The 23,738-nt window shown below is 64.4% G+C and carries 24 protein-coding genes; 11 read left to right on the top strand and 13 right to left on the bottom strand.

All coding sequences use genetic code 11. The features are described 5' to 3' along the window. The first annotated feature begins 17 nt into the window (after positions 1-17). On the top strand, positions 18-551 hold the full coding sequence (locus Q7S20_13495; protein MDO8502846.1) for a V4R domain-containing protein: 534 nt from the start codon (positions 18-20) through the stop codon (positions 549-551). 4 nt (positions 552-555) lie between these two features. Here the strand turns inward: Q7S20_13495 and Q7S20_13490 are convergent, their stop codons facing one another. Continuing rightward, positions 556-1,086 carry a phosphoribosyltransferase gene (locus tag Q7S20_13490; protein ID MDO8502845.1) on the bottom strand — a complete coding sequence of 177 codons (531 nt, stop codon included), beginning with the start codon at positions 1,084-1,086 and terminating at the stop codon, positions 556-558. 49 nt (positions 1,087-1,135) lie between these two features. Here Q7S20_13490 and Q7S20_13485 point away from each other — a divergent pair, with 49 nt between their 5' ends. Genes Q7S20_13485 through Q7S20_13470 form a run of 4 tightly spaced genes read left to right on the top strand, consistent with a single transcriptional unit; the run spans position 1,136 to position 4,988 of the window. Next, complete coding sequence (locus Q7S20_13485; protein MDO8502844.1) at positions 1,136-1,615, top strand: tetratricopeptide repeat protein; 480 nt, start codon at positions 1,136-1,138, stop codon at positions 1,613-1,615. After that, positions 1,616-2,383 (top strand): ParA family protein, encoded by a 768-nt coding sequence (locus tag Q7S20_13480; protein ID MDO8502843.1) that lies wholly within the window; start codon positions 1,616-1,618, stop codon positions 2,381-2,383. Continuing rightward, positions 2,380-3,138, top strand: a complete 759-nt coding sequence (locus Q7S20_13475) for a hypothetical protein (protein MDO8502842.1) — start codon at positions 2,380-2,382, stop codon at positions 3,136-3,138. The genes Q7S20_13480 and Q7S20_13475 overlap by 4 nt, the downstream gene beginning before the upstream one ends. Next, complete coding sequence (locus tag Q7S20_13470) at positions 3,135-4,988, top strand: long-chain fatty acid--CoA ligase (GenBank protein MDO8502841.1); 1,854 nt, start codon at positions 3,135-3,137, stop codon at positions 4,986-4,988. Before Q7S20_13475 ends, Q7S20_13470 begins: the two co-directional genes overlap by 4 nt. Before the next feature lie 49 nt (positions 4,989-5,037). On the opposite strand, the gene Q7S20_13465 is transcribed toward Q7S20_13470, so the two are convergent. Genes Q7S20_13465 through Q7S20_13455 form a run of 3 tightly spaced genes read right to left on the bottom strand, consistent with a single transcriptional unit; the run spans position 5,038 to position 6,686 of the window. After that, positions 5,038-5,673 carry a hypothetical protein gene (locus Q7S20_13465; GenBank protein MDO8502840.1) on the bottom strand — a complete coding sequence of 212 codons (636 nt, stop codon included), beginning with the start codon at positions 5,671-5,673 and terminating at the stop codon, positions 5,038-5,040. Positions 5,674-5,722: 49 nt separating this feature from the next. Further along, the gene (folE, locus tag Q7S20_13460; protein ID MDO8502839.1) at positions 5,723-6,295 is read right to left on the bottom strand and encodes a GTP cyclohydrolase I FolE; all 573 of its coding nucleotides are present in this window, start codon (positions 6,293-6,295) and stop codon (positions 5,723-5,725) included. After that, entirely contained in the window at positions 6,273-6,686 is a 414-nt protein-coding gene (locus tag Q7S20_13455) for a 6-carboxytetrahydropterin synthase (protein MDO8502838.1), read from the bottom strand. Before Q7S20_13455 ends, folE begins: the two co-directional genes overlap by 23 nt. Positions 6,687-6,976: 290 nt before the next feature. Here Q7S20_13455 and Q7S20_13450 point away from each other — a divergent pair, with 290 nt between their 5' ends. Further along, positions 6,977-7,147, top strand: coding sequence for a hypothetical protein (locus Q7S20_13450; GenBank protein ID MDO8502837.1), 171 nt, complete (start codon positions 6,977-6,979; stop codon positions 7,145-7,147). Positions 7,148-7,165: 18 nt separating this feature from the next. Beyond that, a complete protein-coding gene (locus Q7S20_13445) occupies positions 7,166-8,206 on the top strand; it encodes an NAD(P)H-binding protein (GenBank protein ID MDO8502836.1) in 1,041 nt (346 codons plus the stop codon). A 15-nt stretch (positions 8,207-8,221) separates the two neighbouring features. On the opposite strand, the gene Q7S20_13440 is transcribed toward Q7S20_13445, so the two are convergent. Genes Q7S20_13440 through Q7S20_13410 form a run of 7 tightly spaced genes read right to left on the bottom strand, consistent with a single transcriptional unit; the run spans position 8,222 to position 16,947 of the window. After that, positions 8,222-9,211 carry a GNAT family N-acetyltransferase gene (locus Q7S20_13440; protein MDO8502835.1) on the bottom strand — a complete coding sequence of 330 codons (990 nt, stop codon included), beginning with the start codon at positions 9,209-9,211 and terminating at the stop codon, positions 8,222-8,224. Further along, positions 9,211-11,670: an SMC family ATPase gene (locus tag Q7S20_13435; GenBank protein ID MDO8502834.1), complete on the bottom strand. Its 2,460-nt coding sequence runs from the start codon at positions 11,668-11,670 to the stop codon at positions 9,211-9,213. The genes Q7S20_13440 and Q7S20_13435 overlap by 1 nt, the downstream gene beginning before the upstream one ends. Next, positions 11,667-12,851: a DNA repair exonuclease gene (locus Q7S20_13430; GenBank protein MDO8502833.1), complete on the bottom strand. Its 1,185-nt coding sequence runs from the start codon at positions 12,849-12,851 to the stop codon at positions 11,667-11,669. Before Q7S20_13430 ends, Q7S20_13435 begins: the two co-directional genes overlap by 4 nt. Continuing rightward, on the bottom strand, positions 12,848-13,693 hold the full coding sequence (locus Q7S20_13425; protein ID MDO8502832.1) for a hypothetical protein: 846 nt from the start codon (positions 13,691-13,693) through the stop codon (positions 12,848-12,850). The genes Q7S20_13430 and Q7S20_13425 overlap by 4 nt, the downstream gene beginning before the upstream one ends. Positions 13,694-13,697: 4 nt before the next feature. Beyond that, on the bottom strand, positions 13,698-15,659 hold the full coding sequence (locus Q7S20_13420) for a hypothetical protein (protein MDO8502831.1): 1,962 nt from the start codon (positions 15,657-15,659) through the stop codon (positions 13,698-13,700). Beyond that, a complete protein-coding gene (locus Q7S20_13415; protein ID MDO8502830.1) occupies positions 15,656-16,690 on the bottom strand; it encodes a hypothetical protein in 1,035 nt (344 codons plus the stop codon). The genes Q7S20_13420 and Q7S20_13415 overlap by 4 nt, the downstream gene beginning before the upstream one ends. Further along, the gene (locus tag Q7S20_13410) at positions 16,669-16,947 is read right to left on the bottom strand and encodes an Lrp/AsnC ligand binding domain-containing protein (GenBank protein ID MDO8502829.1); all 279 of its coding nucleotides are present in this window, start codon (positions 16,945-16,947) and stop codon (positions 16,669-16,671) included. Before Q7S20_13410 ends, Q7S20_13415 begins: the two co-directional genes overlap by 22 nt. A 158-nt stretch (positions 16,948-17,105) precedes the next feature. Here Q7S20_13410 and Q7S20_13405 point away from each other — a divergent pair, with 158 nt between their 5' ends. From Q7S20_13405 to gcvH, 4 genes are all read left to right on the top strand, one after another. Beyond that, on the top strand, positions 17,106-18,425 hold the full coding sequence (locus Q7S20_13405; protein MDO8502828.1) for a DEAD/DEAH box helicase: 1,320 nt from the start codon (positions 17,106-17,108) through the stop codon (positions 18,423-18,425). Next, positions 18,422-19,033 carry a thymidine kinase gene (locus Q7S20_13400; protein MDO8502827.1) on the top strand — a complete coding sequence of 204 codons (612 nt, stop codon included), beginning with the start codon at positions 18,422-18,424 and terminating at the stop codon, positions 19,031-19,033. Before Q7S20_13405 ends, Q7S20_13400 begins: the two co-directional genes overlap by 4 nt. Before the next feature lie 139 nt (positions 19,034-19,172). Continuing rightward, positions 19,173-19,802: a dephospho-CoA kinase gene (coaE, locus tag Q7S20_13395; protein MDO8502826.1), complete on the top strand. Its 630-nt coding sequence runs from the start codon at positions 19,173-19,175 to the stop codon at positions 19,800-19,802. A gap of 78 nt (positions 19,803-19,880) precedes the next feature. After that, complete coding sequence (gene gcvH, locus Q7S20_13390; protein ID MDO8502825.1) at positions 19,881-20,264, top strand: glycine cleavage system protein GcvH; 384 nt, start codon at positions 19,881-19,883, stop codon at positions 20,262-20,264. A gap of 58 nt (positions 20,265-20,322) precedes the next feature. Here the strand turns inward: gcvH and Q7S20_13385 are convergent, their stop codons facing one another. Then, positions 20,323-20,607: an HU family DNA-binding protein gene (locus tag Q7S20_13385; GenBank protein MDO8502824.1), complete on the bottom strand. Its 285-nt coding sequence runs from the start codon at positions 20,605-20,607 to the stop codon at positions 20,323-20,325. Positions 20,608-20,717: 110 nt separating this feature from the next. Further along, on the bottom strand, positions 20,718-23,633 hold the full coding sequence (gcvP, locus tag Q7S20_13380) for an aminomethyl-transferring glycine dehydrogenase (GenBank protein ID MDO8502823.1): 2,916 nt from the start codon (positions 23,631-23,633) through the stop codon (positions 20,718-20,720). Positions 23,634-23,738 lie beyond the last annotated feature (105 nt).

The raw sequence follows: 23,738 nt of genomic DNA, 5'->3' as shown, positions 1-23,738 counted from the left end.
TTAATGTTGAGATCGAGATGACCGATTCTTCGAGAACACAGCTGGTCGGAGTTGCCGTCGCCACGCTTCGCGAGCTGCGCTCTGCGGTGCTCGCGTCGAGTGCGCCCGACGCTGCCGTGAGCGCGCTGCGCGAGGCCGGATTCGCTGGCGGAGATTCGGTATACACAGCGTTCGGGCAGTGGCTCGCCGAGACTGGCGAGTCGGCGTCGCCGCCGCCCGACGCGGGCGATCTGCCGATCGACGAGTTCGGCCCGAGCGTGGGGAGATTCTTCCGGGATGCTGGTTGGGGCGACGTTTTGTTTTCGGAGGATGAAGCAGAGGGCGTCGCCATCGTGGACGTCACGAGCTGCTGGGAAGCGACAGCCGAAGGATCGTCCGCCGGGCAGGCGTGCCACATCACTACCGGGCTGCTTTCGGCCTTCTTCGGACGGATCGCCGGGTATCCCGTTGCCGTGCTGGAGACGGAGTGCTGCGACGGCGACGGGTCGCGCTGCCGCTTCCTCCTCGGCAACGCCGACGTGATGAACTACAAGTGGGAGGAGATGCGGTAGCCGGCTACCGTGACTCCAGCGCGTTCTGGTAAGCCGGGTTGGGCATCAGCTCACCGTCCACGATCACTTCACGGTCCCACGGCAGAATGATCGTGCTGTCGGTTGCCAGGGCGTGGAAATCGGGCTCGTAGGCTCCGGTCTTGAATCCGACGGCGGTGCGCACCTCTTTCGCGCCGGCGTTCACGATCGCCCCGACAGCGAGGCGCAGGGTGTCGCCCGAATCACATGTCTCGTCCACGATGAGCACGCGGCGGCCGCGCACTTCCTGCGGTGCGGCACCGAATATCGCAGGGGTCTCCCGCGTTTCTTCAGCCCGGTACTTGCGGCTGACGACGATCGAATGAAATTCGCGTCCGAGCATCGCGGCCACGACCGCGCCGGGGACTACGCCCGCTGTCGCGACACCGACCACCATGTCCGGATCGTATTCGCGCGATACCTTGAGGGCCAGCGCGCGCGAGAGCTCGCCGAACAGCGGCCACTCGACGTGTAGAACTCCCTCCGCGGGATCGACGGTTTGCTTGCGTGGTGACATGGCATCTGGAACCTAGCTCTGACGGATACTCGACGGTAGATTCGGACCGATGTCTTTCTGGAGTCGCTTCAGCGGTGGGAAGCCCAAGAGCGAGCAAAAGCGCCTCGACTACCTGAGCGAGGGGCTCGCGCTGGAGCGTCAGGGCGATTACGAAGCCGCTCTGACGTCGTATCAGCTCGCCTTGAGGGATCAACCCACCAATCACCGGGTTCTGCAGAATATGGCCATCGCGTACTCCCGAACGGGAAGGCAGACCGAGGCCATACGCTGTTATCGCCGTGCGCTCGAGATTCAGCCAAAGCTTTCCGGAGCGCATTACGGCCTGGCGTTCCTTCTGCTCCGTCGCGGCGAGACTGACAACGCAGCGTTCCATCTCGAATCGTTCCTCATGGATCCACCGGCGCCGAGTGCGGAAGCCGATCGTTGGATCCGACACGCGCGGGAGACGCTGGAGCGGATCAAGACGACCGACGAGCCGGCGCAAGGGAACAAGTTGGAAAGTGAGGAGTTTCCAGAGGTCTCCGAGTAGATGGGAGATGTGCTTGCCATCGTCAGCCAGAAAGGTGGTGTCGGAAAGACGACGACAGCGGTGAATCTCGCCGCCGCGTTCGCGCGGCGCGGACTCAAGACGCTGATCATTGATGTGGATCCGCAGGGCGCGGTCCGATACGGAGTCGGACTGCGCAGGGACCACGAGAACGCCGGGTTCGCCGATTACCTGAACGGGCAGAAGTCGCTCCGTGAAGTGATTCTTCCCACTGCCCTTCCCTGGCTGCGAGCGATACTCGCCGGTTCAGTATCGGACGAGGCGGATCACGCCACGTACCAGCAATTGATCGGCGAGACGAATCTGCTTCCGGAGCTTCTGGAAACCGCGCGCGCGCGATGCCACGTCGTCGTGGTGGACTCGCCGCCAGGGCTGGGCGCGATAACGCGCAAGGTCCTGGAGGCAACCCAGCATGTGATCGTGCCGCTTCAGTGCGAGCCGCTTGCACTTCAGACGACGCCGCAGATTCTTCGCCTGATACAGGATATCGCGTCCACCAACGACCAGCTCACACTCGACGGCATTCTGATGACGATGTTCGAGCCGGGGAATCCGGCGAGCGAGCGCGTCGTGGACTACGTGCGGCGCCACCTCCCCGCAAACATCGTCTTCCCGATGGTGATCCCGCGCACCATCGCCACTACCGACGCATTCGCCGCCGGACAACCGGTTGTGCTGCGCAGCCCCGCCGACGCCGCGTCGCAGGCATACGTCAACCTTGCAACGCACCTGGCGGACAGATTCCTGTGAGCCACCGCGCGCGCGCAATTCCGCTCTCCTTCATATGCGGAGCGATTCTGGTCGGTGCGTGCGTGGAGATACCGACAGGTACCGACGAGGTGTTGTCGTTCCAGTTCAATCCGCTGCCGTCGCCGTCGGTCGTCGTCGGCGACACGCTGAGGGATTCGTCGGGAGTCGTCGCGCCGATCACTTTCACGGCGTTCAACTACAGTGGTGGTATCGTGACCAATCCACCGGTTCGCTTCACCGCCGTGGACCGGGGGATCAGGGTAGACAGCTTGAAGGGCACAGTGATCGGCGACAGCGTGCGCTCGGCGGCGCGGATTGTCGCGACGATGAAGGGATTCAACGGCGCGGTAATGATCGCCGTCACGTTGAGGCCCGACACCGTCGTCGGATCGAATGCGCGCGATTCTCTTTCGTACTCGCTCACGGACACCGCCGCAAACGTTTCCGCGGGACTCGGCGTGCGTGTGATCCATGGGCCGTTCGGCAGCGATACCGCGGTCGCATCGTATCCGGTGACCTTCCGGATCCTGAGCCCCTCCGACACGGTGCTGGCGAAGCTCGTGAACGACAATGGCGCGCGCTCCTCCTCGGACACCACCGATGCATCGGGCGTGGCGACGCGAAAGATCAAGCTGGACGTTACGCGGCTCACTGCGCTGGTTGATTCGGTGATCGTCGAGGCGCGGGTGCGGTATCGTGGAGCAAGCGTGAAGGGAAGCCCGGTCAAACTCGTTCTCAAGGTGAAGCCGAAGTGACGACGACAAGCGCGGCGGCGACTCACGCGAATCCATACGTGAGAGGTGGCCCGGCGCCAAAGCCCGGGACGCTGAACGAACTGTTCTTCGACGCGATCGCGCGCTACGACAGGCCGGACGCGCTTCAAGTGAAGCGCGGCGGGGCGTTCGTACCGGTGTCGCACCGCGAGATCGAAAAGCGTGTGCTCCACGCCGCGCTCGGTCTCCGCAGTCTTGGAGTCGCGCCGGGAAATCGCGTCGGCATCCTCTCGGAGAACCGCCCTGAGTGGGCGATCGCGGACTACGCGTGTCTCACGAGCGGCATTACGGACGTGCCGATCTATCCCACGCTTCCTGCGGACCAGATCGCTTACATACTCAAGGATTCGGGAGCCGTCGCGATATTCGTTTCCAGCGCCGGCCAGGCGGCGAAGATTGCGGAGATCCGCTCCCAGATTCCGGTGCTGCAGCACGTGATCAGCTTCGACGAAGTGGGCCCGTCGTCGGACATGACGCTACATCAACTCGAGCAGCGCGGCGCCGCTGCCGAGACTCCGCAGTCGAGGGAGGAGTACCGGAGAATCGCCGACAGCGTCGGTCCGGACGACCTTGCGACGCTGATCTACACGTCCGGCACGACCGGCAATCCGAAGGGCGTGATGCTGACGCACAACAACATCCGGTCGAACATCGAGGCGACGAGGCACAAGCTGCCTTTCGAGGGCGACGACGTCGCGCTCAGCTTTCTGCCGCTGTCGCACATCTTTCAGCGGATGGGCGACTACCTGATGTTCGCCACGGGCAGCTCGATCGCGTACGCCGAGGGGCTCGACACCGTCCCGATCAACATGCAGGAAGTACGGCCGACGATCATCTTCTCGGTTCCGCGCCTGTACGAGAAGATGTACGCCCGCATTCTTCAGAACGCTCTGTCGAGTGGCTTCATCAAGCGGAACATCTTCTTCTGGGCGCGCGATGTCGCCGACCGTTGGGCGAACGTGAAGCTGGCCGGAGGAGAGCCGCGTGGTATCCTGGCGGGCAAGTACGCGTTGGCGCAAAAGCTCGTCTTCTCAAAGTTGAAGGAGCGCACCGGCGGCCGGATCAGGTATTTCGTCTCGGGCGGCGCGCCGCTGGCCTCGGAGATCAACAAGTTCTTCTACTCGGCCGGGCTGACCATTCTCGAGGGATACGGGCTCACCGAGACGTCTCCCGTGATCGGCGTCAACACGCCGGCGGATTTCCGAATCGGAGCCGTCGGACGACCGGTGGACGGCGTCGAGGTGATTATCGCCGCGGATGGCGAGATCCTGACGCGGAGCCCGGGCGTGATGAAGGGCTACTACAACGACCCCGTCGCGACGGCCGAGGCGATCGACTCCGACGGGTGGTTCCACACGGGCGACATCGGCGAGATCCGCGACGGGTTCATCGCCATCACGGATCGCAAGAAAGACATCATCGTCACGGCGGGCGGAAAGAACATCGCTCCGCAGCCGATCGAGAACCTGGTGAAGACGAACAAGTACGTGAGCCAGGCAGTGATGATCGGCGACAAGCGGAGATTCCCCTCGATGTTGATCCTGCCGAACTTCGAGCAGCTCGAGAGCTGGGCGAAGAGGCGCAACATCATCTGGACCGACCGTGCCCAGCTGCTGCGGATGCCGACGATCCAGGCGAAAATGGAGAAGGAAGTGATGCGCGAGGTCGCCGGCCTTGCGCATTTCGAGATGCCGAAGAAAATCGGACTGCTCGAGCACGACTTCTCGCTCGAGAAGGGCGAGATGACGCCGACGCAGAAGGTGAAGCGGCGGGTTGTTGACCAGCACTACAAGGAGCTGATCGACTCTCTTTACGCCGAGCCCGGCGAGTAGGAGCAGCCCCGCATTGTCGTGGCGCCGCTGAATGGCCGCCGCCGTCCACTCAGCGGGAAAGACTTACGAGTGGGCCGACGGATTCCGCGACTACGTGATCGTCGTCACGAGCGAGCTCGCGGAAGCGCGGGCCAAGCGGAAGGCGCGCCGGAGCCACCAATCGCGCGCCCGGCTTGAGGATTCGATGGGCCTCGGCAGCAGCGATCGCATCGGCATTTTCCGCGAGGACGATTCCGTCGGCGGACGACGGAGCAAGCGGCAGACGTGCGGACGCGAGAACCGATGCGAGTCGCTCGGTTTCGGCGGGAATGGCGCGCGGGTTCAGCGCGACGACGCGAGCATCGGTGAGCTCGGCGAGGCGCGGGGCTACGGTAGCCGATTCGCCCTCGAGAATTACGAGTGCATCGGGACGCATCAGCCCGAGCATCGCGGCGAATCGAATGGTCGTTTCAGCGTCGGCGCCTGTCACTTCCTCCGATCGCCCGATGCCCGGAGCCGTTGCGACCTGGGCTCCAGCTCGAAAATCGGCAACTCCATCAACGATGGAATAGCTGGCCGAGCAGACAGGACAGCCGAGTTTGCCGCTCACGACGAAGCGGCCATGCATTTCGTGAAACGCCGCAACAAGCCAGCTGTCCTCGTGCTCGTTCGGACAGCGCAGCAGATCTATCAGCTCGATGTACAAGTTCGGACCGAAGCGCTCAGGCCGACGAGCGCGCCATCGCTCGATCCGGTCATCCGTTGTGCGCGAGGCGGAGGAATTCGTCGCGCGTCTTGGGGTCGTCGCGGAATACGCCGCGAAGCGCCGATGTGATTGTTTTCGAGTTCTGCTTCTGCACCCCGCGCATCATCATGCACAGGTGGTACGCCTCGATGACGACTCCGACTCCGAGCGGCTCGAGAACGTCGCTCAGCGCCTGCGCGATCTGCTCGGTGAGGCGCTCCTGCACCTGGAGCCGCTGGGCGAACACGTCCACGACCCGCGGCAGCTTGGAGAGCCCGACGATCCTTCCGTCCGGGATGTACGCGACATGCGCCTTGCCGTAGAAGGGCAGCATGTGATGCTCGCACATGGAGTACAGCTCGATGTCGCGCACCATGATCATGGTGTCGTGCGAGTCCTCGAACAGCGCGTCGCCGATCACCTGCCTCACATCCCGCTCGTAACCCCGCGTAAGCCACTTGAGCGAGGCCGCGACGCGCGCCGGCGTCTTGAGCAGGCCGTCGCGATCGGGGTCCTCGCCGATCAGCTCGAGCTGTTTCCTGACGAGCTCCTCGAGATCCTCAGTTTCCTGTGTATTCGACATTGTTGTTCCCGGTTTCCCGAAGGACGAGCCGCTTGAGCTTCGCTGGCGCCACGGCCGGCTCCAGAATCTTCCAGAATTCAACCACGATGTTCTCGGCCGTCGGAATTATGCCCTTCATGAATCCGACGTCGAGATTAAGGTTGCGGTGATCCACGATGCTGACGATCTCACGCTCGACGATCTCGCTCAGCTTGCTGAGGTCCAGGACGTATCCCGTTCGCTCGTCTATCGGGCCTTCGACCGATACGTCGAGGGTGTAGTTGTGGCCGTGCCAGTTGGGATTGTTGCACTTCCCGAAGGTCGCCTCGTTCTCGGCATCGGAGAACGAAGGATTGAACACGCGATGGGCGGCGTTGAAGCGGAGCCGCCGGGTGACGGTGACGCGGGGCATGGTGAGCTCACGGAAAGACTGAAAAAAGCTCCGCCGGCACACAACGGCGACGGCGGAGCCCGAACTCGGGAACGAAGAGGGTTTTTGAAGCCCTGTCGAATGTATGAGGCCCTCACCGCTGCCTCTTGTCTTCCCCGCACTGGGGCATGACATCAGCACGACTTATTGGACCCACCCGGAGGACTTATCGGCTCAAAAAGTGAATCTCTCCGTTCCTCAGAGATGCGGCTTCACACCTCTGGAACGACTATAATTTACGGACAGACAAACTAACCGTCAACGAAATCATCATGGATATCGGAATCGTCGCGGCAGTGCTGATGCTCGTGGTCTGGGCAGCAGTGACATTCACCACCGAAGCGCCGGGATATGTACACCTGTTGCTGACGATTGGTCTCTTCCTGCTTTTCTGGCGGATAATCGCCCGGAACGGGCGCTCGGGCACCCGCCCGAACGGCTAGCGCACCGGACGAGGCGCGATGACTTCCTCCTCCGACGAGTACGCGGCGCCCTCTTTCGAACCGACAGGCGCGACCGGCATAGCGGTGGCGGAGCAGCCCGAAACGGCCCAGGAACTGCGCGCGAAGCCAGTCGTCGTCACCGGCGCGGCGGGACTCGTCGGAGTGCAGGTGTGCACACAGCTCTGCGAGCGCGGCTGGAAGGTGCGCGCGGTCGTGCGTGACGTGGCCCGAGCCGCACACCGGCTCGGTCATCTGCGGCTCGAGATGCGTGTCGGAGACATCCGCGACGCCAAGGCGATGCGTTCGGCGCTCACCGGCACGGGGTCGCTCGTTCACCTCGCGGCAATCGCCATCGAGAAGAGCGGCGACAGCTATGAAGTCACGAACACCGACGCCACACGCACGCTGCTCGATGCCGCGCGGGCAGAGTCAGTGAACCGCATCGTGTACATGTCGCAGAACGGCGCCGACAGCGCCTCGCGGTACCCTTTGCTCCGCAGCAAGGGACGCGCGGAGGACATCGTGCAGCAGACCGGAACGCAGTGGACGGTGGTGAGGCCATCCGTGATCTTCGGGCCTGACGACGAGTTCGTGAACGTCCTGGCGCGACTGATCCGCCTCTCGCCGATCGTGTTTCCGCTTCCTGGCGGCGGTACTGCGCGATTCCAGCCTGTCGCCGTCGGCGACGTAGCACGCGCCGTCGCGAAAATCCTCGAGGACGAATCAACGGTTGGACGAAGCTTCGCGATCGGCGGCTCGACCCCGCTCACGCTCCGTCAGATGACCGAGCGCATCCTCGTCGCGATGAACGCATCGCGGCTGCTTGTCGGCATGCCCGTCGCGATGCTGCGCCCGCTCGTCGCCGCGGCGCAGCGCATCCTTCCGCATCCGCCCGTGACGACAGCACTCCTCGACCTGCTCGATCTCGACAATGTCATCGAGCACAACGACCTGCAGCACGAGCTCGGCATAGAGCCGACTCCGTTCGCGCCCGAAGAGCTGCTGTACCTGCGCAAGATCACGGTCGGCTCGGCGCTGCGCTCGCTCTTCCGGCACTAGCGCGCGGGAGCGCGCTCAGATCTCCCAGTTCGACAGAACGATTCCCTGCCCGGGCTGTGGCTCGGCAAAACCGTCAAGCGTCATCCGGAGATCCGACCATCGCACGCGAGCGCCCCGGCGCATGAGTCGCCGGTATGCTCCCGAATACTGTCCCTGCACCCTCACCGCGACACGGCGTGTGCCGCTCCGGCGCGCGTGATCGGAGAGTGCCGTGACGAGCACGTCGAAGTCGTCGTCGCCGCGGGCAACCAGCTTGAGTACGCGGAGCTCCTCCCGCACACGGCCTTCCACCAGCGGAACGGAATGACACAGCGCGAATCCGGCGAGCTTGTCTCCATCCTGGAGCATGAGGGTGTCGCCGAGCGCGAGCTCTTCGGTGAGACTGATCTCGCGCGAGAAATCGTAGCCCGGCAGGATCGAGTCGGTGAGCTCTCTGCACGCTCGCACGGCCTGATCGAAATCATCCGGCGCGAGACTTCCCAGCCGCATCGCTCTGATTCGTCCCGTCATGGGCGCCGAGAAGACTCCGTCCACGGTTACCGTCAGCGTCAGGAAACCGGGATTCATGCCGAGCGACGAATAGAAGCCGATGTTGTCCATCGTGCGCGGCATCGTCTCGAGGCCGATGACTTTCGCGCCGCTCGACCTGAGCAGTTCGATCCCGGCGCTGACGACAGTCTTCCCAAGCCCATGACCCTGGTGGTTCGGATGCACGGCGAGCGGGCCCATCCACGCTTCTGCGCCCGAGAGATGCGCGACGTTGAACGCGATCACGTTGCCGCTCTCGTCGCGCCACAGCATCGCGCCGGAGCCGGCGTCAGCGATGGCGAATCGCCACACCGGCGGATTCAGATGCGGCACGCGCACCCCCGCCATTCCGTCGCGACGGTAGCGGTCGGTGAACGCTTCGCTGAACACCTCGTTCAACGCGGGAATGTCCGCATCGCGAATCTGTTGCGGGCCGCTCGGCTGGCGCGGCTGGCGCCACGTGCGCGCGACGGCCATCAGGCGGCTCCTGCCGGCTCGAGCTCGAGCCCCGCATCGCGATCGCCCGACACGGCGCTTCCCGCGCCGGCGCTCTGATCCACGACCGAGGCGGCGATGGAGGGGTCGTAGCGCACCGATATCACCTGGTCGAGCCCGTCGCGCACCGTTTCGATGTGGGTGATGAGAATCACCTGCTCGAACCTGTCGCCGAGTGCGCGCAGCAATTCCAGGACGTTGAACCGGCGCGACTCGTCCAGTGAGCCGAATATCTCGTCGAGGATCAGGAGAGAAAATGACTGGCCCGACCGCTCGGCGATCATCTGTGACACCGCAAGACGCAGAACGAGGTTGGCGAGATCCTCTTCGCCGCCGGAGAGGACGGGCTTGGCGATTCCGTCCTCGAGGACCGTGATATTGTATTTTTCGTCGAGCTCGATCTCCGCCGTGCGCGAGTCCATGAGCTCGCGCAGGAACGTCGTCGCGAGCTCGGAGAGCTCGGGCCTGAGCTGCGCGTTGAGCTGCGCGCGCATCTCGTTGAACGCGCGGTCCAGCTCTTCGTGCAGGCGCCGCTCGCCTTCCCGCTGCGTCACTGTCGCCTGGATGGCTCTCGACGCCTCTCCCGAAGCGACCGCTCTCTCCACCGCCTCGCGCGCATTTCTCAGGTTGCCCGCGGCGGTGTGGGCTTCGAGCTCTGCCGCTCGCGCCCCGCCAAAGCAGCGGTCGTAATCGGCCTTCAACCGATCGAAGTCCGCCGCGGCGAACGACATCTGACGATGCCTCACGCGAAGAGTTCCGAGAAGCGACTCCACCGAGGAAAGTGACGCCGAGTATTCGCTCCTCTGCCCCAGCAGCAGCGGCTCGCGCTCGAGCAGCGCGCTGAGACCGGCCGCGCGATCGCCGAGCGGAGCGAGGTTGGCTATCTCGGTCTTCACGAAATCGTATCGTGCAGCGTCGAATCCGCGCGTGATTACCGAGATGTCGCGTCGCATCTGCTCCATGCGTCTCTCCTTGGCGGCGATGTCGCGCACGACTCCAGTCAGCTCCTGCACGGCGAGCTGAACGCGCGCGAGCTTGCGTTCGAGGGCTGCGGTCTCCGCCGTCAGCGTGCGGCGCCGCTCGTCAAGCTCGCGGACGTTCGCCGGCATCTCCGACAACTGCTCGAACCTGCTCCGGTAGTAGGCGCCGTCCACGCGCAGCGTCTCGCTCGTCTCGGTGAGATGCTCGACGACGGTCTGGAGATTCTCCCCCAGCGTGCGGCTGCAGGTGGGACACGCCCCGTCGGCGCCGAGGCTGATGACGCGCTCGCGCTGCTCCTGGATCTCGAGGTACTGCTTGCGCAGATCGCGCAGCTTCGTGTCCGCGTCCTGCCGGTCGCGCACCCATTCGGTGCGCCTCGCCTCGAGCTCGCCTTGCGCATCCTCCAGCTCGGCGCGCTTCTTCTCAAGCTCGAGCGTCACTTCCTCTTCCTGCGAAGGCGCCCGCTCGATGACCGTGTGACGCGCTCGCAGGCGGTCCAGCTCTTCCCGTAAAGCGTGCTCACCCTCGACGAGCGTCTTTCGCCTTCCCTCTTCGCGATACATCTCGTCGAGAATCGAGAGCTCCGCGCGGAGCTCGCCGAGGGGCTCCAGCGAGCGCTGCAGCCGCGCCAGCTCCGCCCGCGACTCGGCCACCATCGCCAACTCGGCCGCGACTCTTTCCATGTTCTGCCGGAGCGAGCTCTCCTCGCGCTCGTTGGCCGCGATGTCGGACGATATGGCCTGCACCTTGTCGCGATTCTGCTGCGCCAGCTCCCACCGGGGAGCGATCATGCTGAGCGTTCCCCTGGCGAGCGTGTAGCGATGATCGGCACTCTGCGCGGCAGCGGTAGCGTGGCCTACGCGCTCCGTCGCCTCGAGAATCGCGCGCTCGACCGACTCGGGATCGGGCATTCCCGCTCTCAGTCCCGTGATCTCGGCGCTCAGCATGCGGCGCCGCTCGCCGATCATGTCCTGGGCGAGTCGCAGCTTCTCGTAGCCGAGGACCTTCGAGAGGAATCGCGCACGCTCCGACGCCGCCAGTGCGGCCATGAGCGCGAGCTCTTTCTGGCCGGTGAAATACGTGCGGAAGAATTCGTCGCGCGACATGCCGAGCAGTCGCTGGAGCCGGTCAGTGACGGCGGTGGACGAGGTGGCGATCGGTGCGTCGTCCCCGTCGAGATAAAGCTCGGCGTTCGTGCGGCCCCTGACGACGCGATAACGATGGCGTCCCAGCTCGAACTCCAGCTCCACGCTCATCGCCTGGCGACCCGTGGCCGTGAGCGAGAGCATCTGCTCCCGCGTGGAGCGGCCCCACGCGTAGAGCGCGAACGCGATCGCCTCGAGGATCGTCGTCTTGCCCGCGCCGTTCGGCCCGATGATTCCCGTCAAGCCCGACTCGAACCTGATAGCGGTCGAGACGTGCTGACGGAAATTCGTGAGCCGCAGAGCGAGAAGCTTCAAGCGTCGTCTCCGCTGATGGCGGGAGCCAGACGGTCCGCTTCTTCGAGGTAGTGCAGCCCGAGCTCGACGAGGGACTTTCGATCGATTCCCGGCGTGACGTCGCGCGACTCGAGCATCGCGCGCACCGTGTCGGCGAGCGAGGCGCGTCTGCCCGGCGCGCCGCTTGCCTCGATCCGGACCGGCTGGGGCCGGCGCGCGTCCAGCAGGAAATGCAGCGCACGCCGCTTGAATTCGCGGATCTTGCGGTGGTCGAGGTCGCGGAGGATATGGCGAGGCACGTCGCGCACGATCAGCCGCACGACCCTGTCGTCGATGCCGCCCTCGCAGGCGTCCACAGTCGCACAGATTGCCTCGCTGAGCTGCGCCGCGGTCATACCCGCGCCCTGAATCTGCGGAAGATCAACGACGCGCCGCGCGAGTTCAATGGAATGAAATCTGTGCGCGCCCGTGGCCAGGTCCCACTCGATGAAGCCCTTGCCGCTGACTTTTTTTTCGATCTCCTCGTCCACCTCGCCCCAGACATTGGTGCTGGTGTATTCGAGAGAGCCGGAGTAGTAGGCGTTCGGCGCGACCTGATGGTAGACGTGGTAGTGCCCGAGAGCCACGTAATCCCAGCGCTCGGGATGGATCTCATCGAGCGTGAGATCACCGCCCGGACGCTCCGCCAGAGAGCCGAAGCGCTGGATGACGCCCTCTACCTCGTCGTGAATGAGGAGGACGTTGTACCGCGCGGCGGGATCGGGATCGAATCTGGGTTGCGGACGGATCAGCGCGGGAACCGCAAGAATGGAGATCTCGCCGCCGCGAAGCTTCACTCGATCCTCTCTGGTGTCCACGACTGTGATCCCGAGCGAGCTGAACAGCCGGATGATGTGGCCTGTCTCGGCGGTCCGCGGATGATCGTGATTCCCTTCGACCATCACGATGTCGGCATCGGGAAGCATCTGAACGAGACGCGAGAATTGCGAATACGCGTGAAGGATCGCCGGGTTGGACGGCCGCACCGTGTGAAACACATCGCCGCCGATCACGATCACGTCGGGCGCGATCTCGATGATCTTGTTTACCGCCTGGCGGAATGCAGCCGCGACATCGGCTTCCCGCTGATTGATGCCCGTCTGAGTCTGGCGCTGGTACTGCCGGAATCCGAGGTGCAGATCGGAGAGATGTACGAGCTTCATCGCGCCGGCCCCGCTCTCAGCAGCTGCGTAACCTTCGTCCGCACGCGCATCGGCTTTCCGCCGGCCGTCGGCCGAACCATGGACGTGACGTCTATCGTCGCGCGCGTCTCGGTGATCCAGGCGAGCCGGCGGTCGAGCTGCATCGAGCCGGACATCCATCCGCTCAGCTCGGAATCGCTTCCGTCGCGATGGTCATGCGAGAGCGTGCCGCGCATGGAGATGTACGCCATGTCGCCGTTTCGTCCGAGCGAGTCGAGCCGGAACGTGGCACGCACCAGTCCGGACGCGCCCGGCTCGCCGACGATCGGGATGCGCATCTGCCGCATCCACTTCTCTCCGGCAGCGACCGGCTTGCGCGAGAGGGTCGCAGGCATCTGCCCGAAAATGGCGCGGAGCTCGTCGCTCGCTTCGGCATCTATCACCTCCACCCCGCCGTCGGTGGACACGCGAAGCTCAATCGTATCGTCGCCTCCCTTGACCCGGACGGGCGTGCCTCCTTTGCCGCCGGCGCTGGTAGATGTACGAATCGAATCGGTCACCGCGAGAATAATCGCCCCTTCACTCGATGTGCGCCGCACGATGGCGCGGCTGAAGACTTCCATGACGGTCGTCATCCGGCGGGCGATTTCTGAGCACGGACGTGGATGCTCGGCCGGTTTCGTGTTTCGGCGCGACAACGGCTCTTCCACGCCGCAGCCCGTCGGCGTGCCCGTCAGTTCCACCGTCTGATTCAGACGCACGGCGAGCGTATCGCCGACGCGCGGCCGGATCTGGAGCAGCACCGGCTGAGCGTACAGCGGAGGGCAAGCGGAGAACACCAGAGCAGCCGACGCAATCGTCATCGCCCTAGACCTCATACGGGTCACCGATAGGCAGCGGCTTGAGCGGCGTGGGAACGTTGCGCGACGAGCCGTTGGACGGCTCCGACGGAACAATGCGACGCAATCTCTTCTCGAAATACGAGCGCACGTTCGACGGCTTCTCGAGCAGCGTCGCATTCCGCGCCCGCAGCAGCTCCTCTTCGTCGTAGAGCGAAACGAGGTCCTTGACCCACGAAATTGAAATGTCGGGATCGAGCGTGCGAAGCGACCGGTACAGCGCCGATTCCAGTGTCACGTCGCTCGCCTGCGGATAGCGCTCGGCACCATCGCGACCCAGCATCACCGCGGGCCGCGGGAAACGAACGAAAATCGGTTGTGTGAAATGCGGGTGACGAACCATCAACTGCCCTTTCTCGAGCGTCGCCAGCTTGGTGCGGATGGACGGGCTGAGCACCGAATAAACCGGCGCTGCGAGCTCGTCCGAATCCATGCGACCGTAAAGCGCGGTGCCCGAGTTGCCGACAACGCGCCGGTGAACCTGCGAGCGGAACTGCTGCGCGCTGAAGAGCACGAGGCCGAGGTACCGGCCGCGCTCAGAGATGTCGAGCAGCATCTTGCGAACGTATGTGTCCTGCCCGTCGCCCGGCGCATACTTGTTGAGCTCGTCCACGAAGACGATCAGATGCTTCACCCCGAGATCGCGCCGCTCGAGGTGCTCGCGAAGCCGGGAGACGATGCGCGCGAAGATGAGGTCCTGCGCGTCCTCCTCGAGCGACGCGACGTCCACTACATACACCGCGCGGTCCTCGAAGCTCCCGAACGGAAGGTCGCTCACGTCACCAGTGTCGGTTACGAGGCCGGCGCAGCGGGTGGAAATGTTGGTCAGGCGGTTCCGCACCTTGCGGATGGTCGCGACGTGGTGCGTGCGCCACGACTCCGCGTTCGCGCGCTCCATGCCTTGCAGAAGGTCGCGGAACCATGCCTCGAGATCGGCGAAGGACTGTACCGTGTGGTCGCGCGAGAGCGGTCCCTCCTTCTCCATCTTCCGATCCACCACCCGCTCGGTGATGAAGTCAATGAGTGCGTCGGCCTTCGCGTCTATGTCGTCCTTGTTGAGCAGCACTTCCGCGTACTGGAGGACTTCGCGCAGCCCCCAGGTCAGCGGTTTCACGTTGTGCAGCAGCGCCTCGTTCGAGCGAAGAGTGTTGAGCGTGAATCCCTTGGCGGTGTACGGGGCGAAGTAGGTCACGTTGTCGAACGGGCGCGGCTCGACTCCCATCTTCTCGTAAAGCGCCTTGTCGGAGTCCTCGAGGCGTCCCGCCGGCAAGTCTATGTAGCAGAGATCCGGACCCTTCACGTTGAAGCACACCGCAGCGATCGAGCCCTTGCTCTCCGGGAAATGCGCAAACACCGATGCGAGCAGCCACTCGACCGCGCTCGTCTTGGTGGCGAGGCCCGACATGCCGGAGATGTTGAGATGCGCGGCCTCGGGACCGAGCAGGAAATCGGCGTCGAGATAGATGACCGAATCCGTCGCGCCGGCGCGATACACTCCGACCGGAATTCCGGTATTGGCGCCTTCCTTCAGGTAGCCGTCCATGCGCAGCGCGACCGCGACGTCCTCCCCGGCGGCGAGGAATACCTCGCCCATCGGAACCGGTTGCAGCGGCTCCTCGGGGATCTGGCGGAGGACTGCCGCGGTGTACAGGCGGATCTCCGCGCGCTCGGTGACGGCGAGGCCGGCGGTGGCCGGCGATCCATCGTGGCCGAGGACATCGTGCATCGGCGTCTGGAGATCGGTGTAGCTGAAGCCTTCCACAACCACGCCGTAGATGCGCGGAATCTGTCCGTCAACGGGATGCGAACCGTCAACGCGCACGATCGTCCCGATGCCGACGGGGCAGTCGAGCGACGTCCAGAAGTGAAACTCGTGCGGCGTGTTGGGCTTTCTCTCCGTCGCTACTACACGTCCCAGCGGTTCCGTCACGAGATCGCTCGCAGAAATTCCTCGGTGCCCCTGATTCCGTAAGCCATCTTGTCCCAGCGCCCGTCGGGCAGCGCGAGTGGTGCGCCCTCGGCGATGATCCAGCGCGAGATTTCGTCGGCGCGGGGGGAAATGTCCGCGCTTAGCGCCGCCTCGACGCGCACCAGCCCGAACAAAGCGTCACGTCCCGTTGCGGCGCGCACGCGCACGTACCAGCTCGCGACTGCGTGACGGGACCGCGGCGCCACGCGGAATATCGACGATCGCTCACCAGCTGCGAGCCCGACGAGAACGCGGAACGCATCACCTTCAGCGTACAGACGGCGGTGACTCTTGATAACGCCGACGGCCGCATCGGATGCGGAGACGATCACGCTTGCGGTGATGCTGCCGTCAACGTACAGAACGCGTTCACCAGACGCGCACCACGACTCCGCGAGCTCCTGCTCGATACGCTCTCTGTCCTGTTGAACGCGCTGCACGGCCGCTTCCATCAGTGCGGCCGGATGCCGCGATGGGAACGCACCCGCCGCGTCTTCGAAAGCCGTGTCCACCACCTGCGAATGATTCTTCAGTTCGTCACGCAATCCGTCAACGTACCGGAAGGGGATGTAATACCTCCCACTGACGATGGGAGCGCGGCCGCTCCATGAAACGAGCCGCCGATTGACGCGCGCGCGAATCGCGGCGGAGACCGTCGCCCATACGATAGGCACTCCGGCGACCTGATTGACGACGCGAAGATCCTGCGCTCCATCCAGAAATGCGGCGAAGCCGGACTGCCCGCGCACACTGCGAGGATCGGCGACATGAAGGGCGCGAAACGATGGTCCCTCGACGAGGTCAGGCGTGACGAGAACCGGCGGATCGCCGCCGCGGCCGTAGCGGTCTCCGTCGCTCGGAAGGCCTTCTACAGGGCTGGCTCCGGGAAGCCGGTCGAGTATGAACCGTCTCGCCTCATGGGCAGATGCTGGCCAGCCGCGTCCCTCTTCGCCGTTACCCGTCTGACCGCTCACTCCAGCCCGATGTCCCACGCCTGCTCCAGATCCTTCTTCGAGTAAGCCCGGAATGCGGTGAGCGTCTGAGTGCTCCGGAGACCGGGCACCTTCGTAATGTGCTCCGTGACGACCGTCGCGACACCTTCATAGTCCGTCACCTCGACCATAGCGACCAGGTCCCACTCGCCGGACACGGAGTAGACCTGGGACACGCCCTCGATTCCCGCCAGCCGGGTCGCGCATTGTGGAATGGAGCTGGGCTCCGCTTTGATGAGGACGATGGCGGTGATCATCGGGCTTCTCGAAGAGGTCGGCAGGTGGCGGTCCGCCGGGGGCGATGCCGCCTTGATGGTGCTATGTTTTGTTTGGGCGGCCACTACCGCCGTCAGACGGATAATAACAGTATCGGCGCGGCGGAAGCTGCGCCATGTCGCATCCAGGAGCATGAAAGGTGGAACCGGAAGAAAGAGAAGAGCGCGGCCCGGGTCGCAGCCAGAATGTCGTCCATACCCTGCCGCGGTCCATGGCCTCAGTGCCGAGCTTTCTCACCGGGCCGCTGGAGCGTGTGGACCCTGCCGCGGGCTCGACGCAGGTGCTCGTCATCACCGCCGATCCCGAGACGGCCGTGGCTTTGGCGGAAGCTGTCCTCCGGATGACCGGGCACGCCGGTATCGAGCTGCTCCCAGTGACCAGTGCGCGGCGTGCCGGCAGGCTGATGGCCGGACGTCCGGTGCTCGCCGCGGCGGGCTCGCCGCGCGATCTCCGGGATCTGGTGCGAAGCAGTCACATCAAGCTCGAATCGGTGAAGGCTGTCGTGCTCGCATGGGCCGACGAGATCCTGGCCGGCGACCCGGAAGACATCGAAGCCCTCGAAGCGGTGATGAGCGAGCTGCCGAAGGACGCCGCGCGCATCGTCGTCGCCAGTCGCGCGGAAGGCCGCGTGAACGCGTTCGCGGAGAGATACCTGCGGCGAGCCCACCGCGATGTGCCCATCGAAGCGGAGGAGGAGCCTGTCTCCCTTCAATACGTAACCGTGACGGCAACTTCCCGCGCGACCGGGTTGCGCCGTCTGCTCGATGACATGGATCCGCCATCCGCCGCGATCATCGTCGCCGACGACGACGCCGAGCGCGAAGTATCGAAGACTCTGCGCCTGCTTGGCTACGGTTCAGACTCGGCATCCGTGCGTGTCACTCGCGGCGAGATCGAGCCTTCGACTCACGCGGTGATTTTCTACGAGGCACCAACCTCCAGATCAATGATCGCGGCGGCGGCCAAAGCCACCCCGGTCTCCATCGTCGCGCTGACCGACCCGCGCGAGCTGGCAGCGCTGAAGCGAACCGCCGGGGGTGACGTCAAGCCGTTCGCGCTTTCGTCGCCAGGGAACGCGGCGCGCGATCGCGACATCGCTATGCGGCGCGAGCTGAGCGGGATCCTCGAGTCGGGGGTAGCGTCGCGCGAAGTGCTCGCGCTGGAGCCGCTGCTCGAGCGGTATGACGGCATCGAGATAGCCGCTGCCGCGCTCCGGATTCTCGAAAGGGAGCGCACGTTGCGGAAGGCGGCCAAGGAGGAACACAAGGCGCAGCAGGAAACCGGCGCACGCGCACCCGCAGGTCGGCCTGATTTCGAGCGGCGCCCGCCGGGACGCGGATTTAGCGATTCGCGCGGCCCGCGCGACGGCGGCTCCGGACGGCCGGCACCTTCGGGACGCGGCGAACGCCGTCCGCCGCGCGATAGCTCACCACGTCCTCCCCGGCGCGATCGTTCATGAGCCAGTCGTTCCACCAGACCGGCGGCTGGATAGAAGTCGTCGCCGGCGTCATGTTCAGCGGGAAGAGTGAGGAGCTGATCAGGCGCGTGCGGCGCGCGATCATCGCGAGAAAGCGCGTGCAGGTGTTCAAGTCGCATCTGGACGCGCGCTACGCCGGCATCTACAGCATCTCCAGCCACGACGGTCGCACTGTCGAAGCCACTCCCGCCGACTCGGCTGCTCAGATCGCGCTTCAGATAGATCCGATGGCGCATGTCATTGCCATAGATGAAGCGCAGTTTCTGGACAACGGTGTGATTCCGCTGGTGACTTCACTCGCGGGCCGCGGACGCAGAGTGATCGTCGCCGGAACCGATACCGATTTTCGCGGAGAGCCGTTCGGCCCGATGCCGGCGCTGATGGCGATCGCCGAAGTGGTAGACAAGCTGCACGCCATCTGCGTGCTTTGCGGTGGGCCTGCAAGCCGAAACCAGAGGCTCATTGGTGGTCAACCGGCACCGTACGACTCGCCGACCATCATGGTTGGTGGCACCGAGTCGTATGAAGCTCGCTGCCGGATGTGCTTCTCGGCTCCGCGCAAGGACGCAAGCCAGGCTTCGCTGCTCTAGTCGTCGCGCCAGCCGCGCCGAAGGATGCGACGCGCTCCTGAAAGCCCGGTAAACGTCAGAATCAGGAACGAACGGCACATTCCTTGTGTACCGGATGGCGAAAGTCTGTAGCTTGGTGTCGCCACTCACCCCCAATTCGATGCGACTAATCGGCCTGACAGGAAATATCGCGAGCGGAAAATCCGTCGCCGCGAACATGCTCGCTGAGCGGGGAGCGACCATCATCGACGCCGACGTTCTCGCGCGCGATGCGGTCTCCAGGGGCAGCCCGGCTCTCGACGCTATCGTTGCGAAATGGGGCAAGGACATTCTTGATGCCGGCGGCAACCTCGATCGCGCTGCACTCCGCCACGTCGTATTTCAGGATCAGACGGATCTCGATGCACTGAACGGCATCGTTCACCCTGAGATCGCGCGCCTTCACGCCCGGGAAGTGGCGGCCGCGCGTGCTCGCGGCGACCGGCTCGTGGTGTGCGTGATTCCCCTTCTGTTCGAGCGTCACCTGGCGAAGGAGTTCGACGCGATCATTCTCGTGGACGCGCCACGTTCCGTGCGACTCGAGCGCATCGTGCGCGACCGCGGCATTGATGAGGCCGAAGCGATGCAGATGATCGCCTCGCAGATGCCAGCGGACCTCAAGCGCGCGCGCGCGGACTACGTCATCGAGAACTCCGGATCGCTCCAGGATCTCGAGGCCGAGGTGGATCGCGTGTGGAACGCGATCGGAGGTGACCGGGTGTCGTCGCTCGATACGGCAAGCATTCGCTGATATAATTCGGGGCGCCCGGCAGACGGGCGTCGCGTTCGCTTCGCCGCCCGGGCGAAGCTTCACAATACGAGGTGTAGAGTGGCGAACATTCCGGACGACCTGAAGTATACGGAAGAGCACGAGTACGTTCGCACGACTGCCGATGGAGTGGTCGAGGTCGGCATCACGGACTATGCGCAGGGCGAGCTGGGCGACGTCGTCTACGTCGAGCTTCCCGCTGTTGGAACGAAGCTCGGCAAGCACGACGTGTTCGGAACTATCGAAGCGGTGAAGGCGGTATCCGAGCTTTTCTCGCCGGTGGCGGGAGAAGTGATCGAAGTGAATCCGCGGCTCGATCAGGAGCCCGCCCTGGTGAACGGAGATCCGTACGGCGCGGGCTGGATGATCAGGATTCGCGCGGAGGATCCTTCAGCCGTGGAGGGCCTGATGGATGCGGCTGCCTATGGAGCGCACGTGGGGTAGCACCCGCGGGGCTTTGGCAATGAAACAGGGGCGACGTTATCACGCGTCGCCCCTGTTTCTATCTCATCGCTTTCTTGAAGCTCACTCCGGCCCTGAATCCGGGGATCTTGCGCGCCTTCACTTTCACGGTCCGTCCGGTGAACACGCTGTTGACCTCGCGAGCCTTGTGACTTCGCCGGTCGAATGTTCCGAATCCGGCGATCGTCACTTTCCCGCCCCGCCTGACCTGTCTGGAGATGACGCCGTCTTGAGGATCGAAGATCGCGTCCACTACGCGTTTCACATGCGTCGGCCGCAGCTTCGTCTGACGCTGCAGCGCTTCCAGCATTTCCGCCTTGTTCATACCCGCTCCGTTTGCTGCATTGTGGAGAGATGCGCAAGCGGTATCGGCCGCGTGCCTGAGACCTGGCCAGAAAAGGGGTCAGCTCTCAGGTCAGCAAAATTACCGTTCGTTTACTCCGCCGCAACGCTCAATATTGGCGCCTCGGCATAAGCGTCGGTCGGGGGACACGAACAGATCAGGTTCCGGTCGCCATAGGCAGACTCGATGCGAGCCACCGCCGGCCAGAACTTGGAGTCCCTGCTCCACTTCGCCGGAAACGCCGCCTTCTCCCGGCTGTACGGGTGCGACCACGCATTGGCCGTGACCCGCGCGAGGGTGTGGGGAGCGTTCTTCAAAACGTTGTCCTTCGGATCCGCGTTCCCCGTCTCGATGTCACGGATCTCATCGCGGATCGAGATCAATGCGTCGCAGAAACGGTCGAGCTCGGCGAGCGATTCGCTTTCCGTCGGCTCGATCATCAGCGTCCCCGCAACCGGGAACGACACGGTCGGCGCGTGGAATCCGTAGTCCATCAGCCGCTTCGCGATGTCCTCCACTTCCACCCCGCTCGCCGCCTTCACGATTCGCGTATCTATGATGCATTCGTGCGCGACCGTACCGTGCGTGCCCTTGTAGAGCACCGGAAAATGGGGCTCGAGACGCCGCGCGATGTAGTTGGCGTTGAGAATCGCGATCTTCGTTGCCTCCGTCAGCCCATCGCCTCCCATCAGCCTTATGTAGGCGTAGGAGATGGGCAGGATGCTCGAGCTTCCCCAGGGCGCCGCCGATACGGCGCCGGCCGCGTCTCGACCGGGCTGCGGAATGACCGCGTGGCCCGGAAGAAACGGCACGAGATGCGGTGCGACTCCGATCGGGCCCATGCCCGGTCCGCCGCCGCCGTGTGGAATGCAGAAAGTCTTGTGCAGGTTGAGGTGGCACACGTCGGCGCCGATGTCGGCGGGGCGACACAGACCCACCATCGCGTTCATGTTGGCGCCGTCCATATACACCTGGCCGCCGAACTCGTGGACGATCCTGCAGATCTCGGCGATCCCTTCCTCGAACACGCCGTGAGTGGAAGGATACGTCACCATCAGCGCCGCGAGATCATCGCGATGCGCTTCCGCCTTCGCGCGAAGATCGGCGATGTCGATGTTGCCGCGCTCGTCCGTCTTCACCACCACGACCTTGTTTCCGGCCATCACCGCGCTCGCGGGATTGGTGCCGTGAGCCGACTGCGGTATGAGGCACACGTCGCGATGGCTTTCGCCGCACGACTGATGGTAGCCGTGAATCGTGAGCAGACCCGCGTACTCGCCCTGCGAGCCGGCGTTCGGCTGAAGCGACACCGCCGCAAACCCGGTGATCTCCGCCAGAGCGGACTCGAGTTCCTCGAACAGCTGCTGGTATCCCTCGGTCTGATCCAGCGGCGCGAATGGATGCAGCCTGGAGAATCCCGGCCACGTGATCGGCATCATCTCCGCCGTCGCGTTCAGCTTCATCGTGCACGAGCCGAGCGGGATCATGGAATGTACGAGCGACAAGTCGCGGCTCTCGAGCTTGTACATGTAGCGCAGCAGCTCGGTCTCGGACCGGTGTGTGTTGAACACGTCATGCCGCATGAACGGGGTCGTGCGCTTGAATCTCTCGTCGTAGCGCGTGTCGGCAGTCGCCGCGATGGAAGACGGCGCCAGATCCGGCCCGCCTCCGAACACGGCGAACAGATTGGCGAGATCGCCCTCGCTCACGGTCTCGTCGAGTGCGATGCAGACGGCGCTGGCGCCAATCGCCCGCAGGTTTATCCTGCGCTCCGCTGCGGCGGCGATGACCTCCGCCGAAGTCTTCGCGCCGAGCTCGACGCGGATCGTATCGAAGTATTCGTCGTGCGCAATCTCGAAGCCGAGCTTCCGCAGCCCCTCGGCGAGCACCACCGCAAACTGGTGAATCCGCGACGCGATGCGGCGAAGCCCGTCGGGTCCGTGATAGACTCCGTACATGCTCGCGACAACCGCCAGCAGCACCTGCGCGGTGCAGACGTTGCTCGTGGCCTTTTCGCGGCGGATGTGCTGCTCGCGCGTCTGCAGCGCCATCCGCAATGCCATGTGGCCGTCGGCGTCGCGTGAGACGCCGATGATGCGGCCGGGGATATGGCGCCTGAACTCGTCGCGCGTCGCGAAGAACGCCGCGTGCGGTCCGCCGTAGCCGAGAGGCACTCCCAGCCGCTGCGAGTTGCCGACGACGACGTCGGCGCCCCACTCGCCGGGCGGGACGAGCAGCGTGAGCGAGAGAAGGTCTGCCGCGACTGTGACGAGCGCTCCGGCGGCGTGCGCGGCCTCGCACAGCTCGCGATAATCGAGCACGGCGCCATCAGTGGCCGGGTATTGAAGGAGCACTCCGAACACGTCGCCGCCGATGGCGTCGGTGCGGTGGTCGCCGACCTTCACCGTGATGCCGCGCACCGACGCGCGCGTGCGCACGACGTCAATTGTCTGCGGATGGCAGAGATCGGAAACGAAGAAGACCTCCTTCCCTTCCTTTCCTCGAATGCCGTAGCTCATCGTCATCGCTTCGGCGGCGGCGGTGCCTTCATCCAGCAGCGACGCGTTCGCGATCTGCATCGCGGTGAGATCCATCACCATCGTCTGGAAGTTGAGCAGCGCCTCGAGCCGTCCCTGCGCGATCTCCGCCTGGTAGGGCGTGTACGCGGTGTACCAGGCCGGATTCTCGATGATATTCCTCTGAATGACGGGAGGCGTCACGCAATCGGCATAGCCCATTCCGATGAAGGAGCGGTACACGCGATTTCGCGCCGCCATCGCCCGGAACTCGGCGAGCACTTCATGCTCGGCGATTCCCGTCGGGAGCGCGAGACTCTTCCGCGCCCTGATCTCCTCAGGGATCGTCGCATCTATCAGCTCGTCGAGCGACCGGAACCCGGTCGCCGCGACCATCTTCTCTATGTCTTCTGCGCCGGGCCCGATGTGCCGCGGCACGAATGATTCGGGCATCGCCAGGGCGCTGTCCACGTGCTTGATTGTCGTTGCCATAGTGGTGTCAATTTAACATGCCATGACAGACCAGCGTACTTCCCCCAGGTGGCGGCTGCTGCTCGTTCCGTCTTCTGCTGGGAACGGCCAACGCTGTCGCTCGGA

This window comes from Gemmatimonadaceae bacterium, from assembly GCA_030647905.1.
Taxonomy (GTDB): domain Bacteria; phylum Gemmatimonadota; class Gemmatimonadetes; order Gemmatimonadales; family Gemmatimonadaceae; genus UBA4720.
Note: the sequence above shows the minus strand (reverse complement) of the source record. Positions and strands in the feature narration are given on the sequence as shown.